The sequence below is a fragment of the Micromonospora craterilacus genome, from assembly GCF_003236315.1.
In the GTDB taxonomy this organism is placed as follows: domain Bacteria; phylum Actinomycetota; class Actinomycetes; order Mycobacteriales; family Micromonosporaceae; genus Micromonospora; species Micromonospora craterilacus.
In genome coordinates, this window is sequence record NZ_POTY01000369.1 from 1 (window position 1) to 4,169 (window position 4,169).

Annotated in this window: 3 protein-coding genes; 1 reads left to right on the top strand and 2 read right to left on the bottom strand. The window is 74.0% G+C overall.

Annotated elements, in window-relative coordinates:
- Nucleotides 1-3,008: ATP-binding protein (locus tag C1I95_RS32285; RefSeq protein WP_111219697.1), on the bottom strand; the 3,008-nt coding region annotated here is incomplete at its 3' end.
- 179 nt (nt 3,009-3,187) lie between these two features.
- Between C1I95_RS32285 and C1I95_RS32290 the strand changes: the two genes are divergently transcribed.
- The gene (locus C1I95_RS32290) at nt 3,188-3,385 is read left to right on the top strand and encodes a hypothetical protein (RefSeq protein ID WP_233514019.1); all 198 of its coding nucleotides are present in this window, start codon (nt 3,188-3,190) and stop codon (nt 3,383-3,385) included.
- 65 nt (nt 3,386-3,450) lie between these two features.
- On the opposite strand, the gene C1I95_RS32295 is transcribed toward C1I95_RS32290, so the two are convergent.
- A complete protein-coding gene (locus C1I95_RS32295; RefSeq protein WP_111219701.1) occupies nt 3,451-4,143 on the bottom strand; it encodes a Crp/Fnr family transcriptional regulator in 693 nt (230 codons plus the stop codon).
- Nucleotides 4,144-4,169 lie beyond the last annotated feature (26 nt).

The following is a 4,169-nucleotide window of genomic DNA, read 5'->3' on the forward strand; positions in this document are numbered from 1 at the left end:
GTACCGGCCGGGGCGGCCGACGGGGTGCCCGAACCCGGCGTGGCCGCCGGGCCGGCCGGCGGCGGCACCGGCTGGCCGCGCAGCACCAGCAGGCAGGACCGCAGGCCACGGACCTGCATGTCCCAGCTGCCGGTCGGGGTGTGTACGAACGCCTCGGCGGCGGCGAGCAGCCGGCCGAAGTCCCCCTCGAACCAGGCCCGCATCGCCTCGCCGGAGTAGCTGGTGGTCAGCGTCTGCCCGCTCGCGGTGCGGGCCGGGGCCGCCGAGAGCAGCGCGTCGGAGCGCAACCAGTCGCCCTCCTCACGCACCGCGTAGGCGAGGTTCTGGGTGGCCCGGGGCAGCGCGAGCAGCTGCCCGGCCCGGCTGAACTCGACGATGGCGTACAGCTCGTCCAGGCCGGACCGGTCGCCCGCCTGGTAGCGGGCGGTGGCCGCGGTGATCCGGGCGTTGGTGCGGGTCTCGGTCAGCCCGAGCCGCTCGCCGATCTCCGCCGCCGTGTCGGCCGCCTCCACCGCCGGATCCCGCTCGTAGTTGAGCATGTGCAGCCGGCCCAGCTCGGCGAAGGCGTCCGCCTTCTGGGCGCTGTCCGGCAGCGGCTCGAACAGCCGCACCGCCCGGTCCAGGCAGGCCAGCGCGGCCTTCCGGTCGGCCCGCAGCCAGGCGGTCTGACCGAGCAGCGTCCAGGCGCGTGCCGCGCAGGCCTCGTCGCCGTACGCCAGCAGCCGGTCGGCCAGCGCCTGCACCTGTTCCGGCCCACCGCCGGAGAGGAACGCGTTGCCGTCCCGGTAGAACGAGATCTCCGTGCTGATCAGTTCCAGTTGCAGCCGACCCACCGGGTCGGAGTCGTCGGCCAGCCCGAGTGCCCGGCCGGCGTGACTGGCGGCGGCGTCCAGCCCGTGCAGCGCGTACGCCCGACGGGCCGCCCGGTGCAACGCGGCCCGCGCCGGCCCGGCGTAGCGGCGGGTCTCCATGCCCAGCGAGCGGGCGATCTCGTGGGCCGCCCACCGGTGGTGGGCCAGCACCTCGGCCAGGTCGGTGTCCCGGCTCTGCGACAGCGTGTCCAACCAGTCGGCCGTCCGGTCGTGCCGGGCCACCCGCTCGGTACGCGGCAGCCGCTGGTAGCACACGTCGCGCACCAGCACGTGCCGGAAGCGGTACTCCGGCTGACCGGCCATCGTGGAGGCGGCCTGCTCGTGGACGAAGTCCCGCTGCTCCAGCCGGCGCAGCGCGCGCTCGACCGACTCGACCGACTGCCCGACGGCGGCGGCCACCGCCCCGGGCCAGAACTGCACCCCGACCACCGCCGCGGCCAGCAGCACCGCCCGGTCCTTCGCATCGAGCAGGTCGACCCGGTTGGCGATGACCGCGTGCACGCTCTCCGGCATGGGCAGGTCCAGCTGCTTGTCCAGCGACCAGCCCCGCCCGGACTGCCGCAACGCACCCTGCTCGATCAGCATCCGGACGTACTCGTGGGCGTAGAGCGGGTTGCCGCCGGCCACCTCGATCAGCGGGCTCAACAGGTCGGCGGAGAACGCGGCCTGGCCGAACATGTGCGCGTACAACGCGGCGATGCCGGTGTCCCGCAACGGCGGCAGAGTGATCGTCACCGAGCCGGTGATGGTTCCCGCCCAGCTCGGATCCCGGTCGACCAGCTCGGGGCGGGCGGTGCAGAGCAGCAGCAGCGGTACGTCCCGGGCCGCCGCGCCGAGCAGCTCCACGAAGCGCAGCATCGCGTCGTCGGCCCAGTGCAGATCCTCGAAGACCAGCACGGTGGGGCGGCGGGCCGCCAGCGCCAACAGGAAGCGTCGCCACGCCGACTCCGCCTCCTCGGCCGGCAACGGGGTGCCGGGCAGGCCGACCAGCGGACGCAGTGCGTCGGCGACCCGGCCGCGCTCGCCGGGGCCGACCAGCTCGCCGACGGCGGCGGTGAGCCGCTGCGCGGCGCTGGTGGCCGGGTCGGTGTCGAGGATGCCCGCCTCGGCCTTGACGATGTCGGCCAGCGCGGCGAACGTGACGTTCTCGCCGAACGGCGGGCACCGCCCGGTACGCCAGGTCAACGGCTCGTCCACCAGCCGGCCGGTGTGCTTGTGCAGCTCGCGGACGAGTCGGCTCTTGCCGATGCCGGCCCGGCCGAAGACGGTGACCACCTGCGGCCGGCGGTCGCGCAGGCTGCGGTGCAGCGCGTTGACCAGCATGCCGAGCTCGTGCTCGCGGTCGATCAGCGGGGTGGTGTCCGGCTCCCGGTCGGTGGGTTGCTGGCGGACCGCGGCCAGGGCCAGCCACACCTCGGTCGGCGCGGACCGGCCGCGCAGGGTGACCGGGGGCTGCTCGTCGTAGCGGATGGCGTCCCGGGTCAGCGCGTGCGTGGTGCCGTCGACCAGCACCCCACCGGGCGGCGCCACGGACTGCAACCGGGAGGCCGTGTTGACCACGTCGCCGGCGACGATCGCCTGCCCGCCGTCGCGGGCGGCGGCCACGTCGACCAGCGCCTCGCCGGTCGCCACCCCGACCCGGAAGCGCAGCCCGTCGGTGCCGGTGGGGGTGAACCGGGTCAGCACCCGTTGCAGCTCCAGCCCGGCCCGCACGCAGCGCAGCGCGTCGGTCTCGGTGGCCACCGGCGCGCCGAACAGCGCCATCACCGCGTCGCCGATGTACTTCTCCACCACCCCGCCGTACTGGCCGACCACCCGCCGGGCAGCCGAGAAGAAGCCGGTCTGCATGCCGCGGACCAGCTCCGGGTCGGCCCGCTCGACGTACGGGGTGAAGTCGATCAGGTCGACGAAGAGCACGCTGACCCGGCGGCGGTCCTCCTGCGGGATGACCGCCGGGCGGTCGGTGCCGGCCCGGGGCGCGCCGCACGAGGTGCAGAAGGCCACGTCCGGGGCGAGCGGGCGCAGGCAGTGTGGACAGACGGCACCGAGCTCCGCGCCACAGCCACCGCAGAAACGGTCGCCGTCGGCGGCGGTGCGTCCACAGCGGTCACACTGCGCGGCGATGACACCCTCCACTGGCGGGCCCCCGTCGCCCGGGGGCGCAGAGTCGAGTATTCCTGCCCGGCGCATTGTCGGGTACCGGGCTGTTGGCTTGCGGACACTGCACCGGGCAGCTCAACGGGTTCCGAACGGCTAGATTCAGTCAGCCGATCGTCAAACTCGCTGATCAGGGGGACAGCTCCATGGTGTACGTCATGCTGCGAAGCGAATGGACCGACAGTAACGGGGTCACCCACTCCGCCGGGGACTCGGTGGACGTCGACGCCGCCACGCTTGCCCAGCTCCAGGCGCAGGGCATCGTCGGTGAGCTGCCGGGCAAGGGCAAGGACGGCACGGACTGGGCCGGGCCGGGTGGCACGGACTGGGCCGGGCCGGGCAGCACCAAGCCCTGACCGGGCGTACGCGGGCGGGCCGGGGACGTCGTCCCCGGCCCGCCCGGTCGTTCGGCGACTGACTTTCAGCGTTCGTTCATGCCCGCGCGGCGCCGCAGCGCCGGGACGTCGGTGACCACGATCCGTCGACCCTCGGTGCGCAGCCAGCCCCGGTTGGCGAACGACCCGATCGCCTGGTTGACGCTCTGCCGGGAACCGCCGGCCATCTCGGCGAGCTGACTCTGGTTCAGCTCGATGGTGATCATCGGAGCCTGGCTCTCGCCGGCGAGCCGGACCAGCGTCTTGGCGACCCGGCCGGGCAGGTCGAGGAAGACGTGGTCGGCGTTCTGCTCGGTCAGCCGGCGGATGAGCGCGCCGAGGGAGCGCATCACCGCGTCGAGGATGCGCGGGTTCGAGTGGACCAGCTCCATGAAAGCGCCCCGGGACAGCGCGAGGGCGGTGCAGTCCTCGATCGCCTCGGCGGAGGCGGAGCGGGTGGAAGCGTCCAGCAGGGAGACCTCGCCGAGCACATCGGGCGGTCGGATCACCGACAGCACCGCTCGCTCGCCGGTCGGCGCGGTGCGGAACACGGCCACCGCACCCCGGCGCAGCACGATGAGCGACTCGCCCGGGTCGTTCTCCACGAACAGCAGCTGGCCCTTGCGGTACGTCCGGGGCACCGCTGCGGCGATCACCCGCTGGCGGACCTCGGGCTCCAGCCCGGCGAACATCTCGACACCCGTGAGCGCGTCGCCCGGCTCCGGCAGGCGCATTTCCATGGCCCCACCCCTCCCCGGTCAAGGAC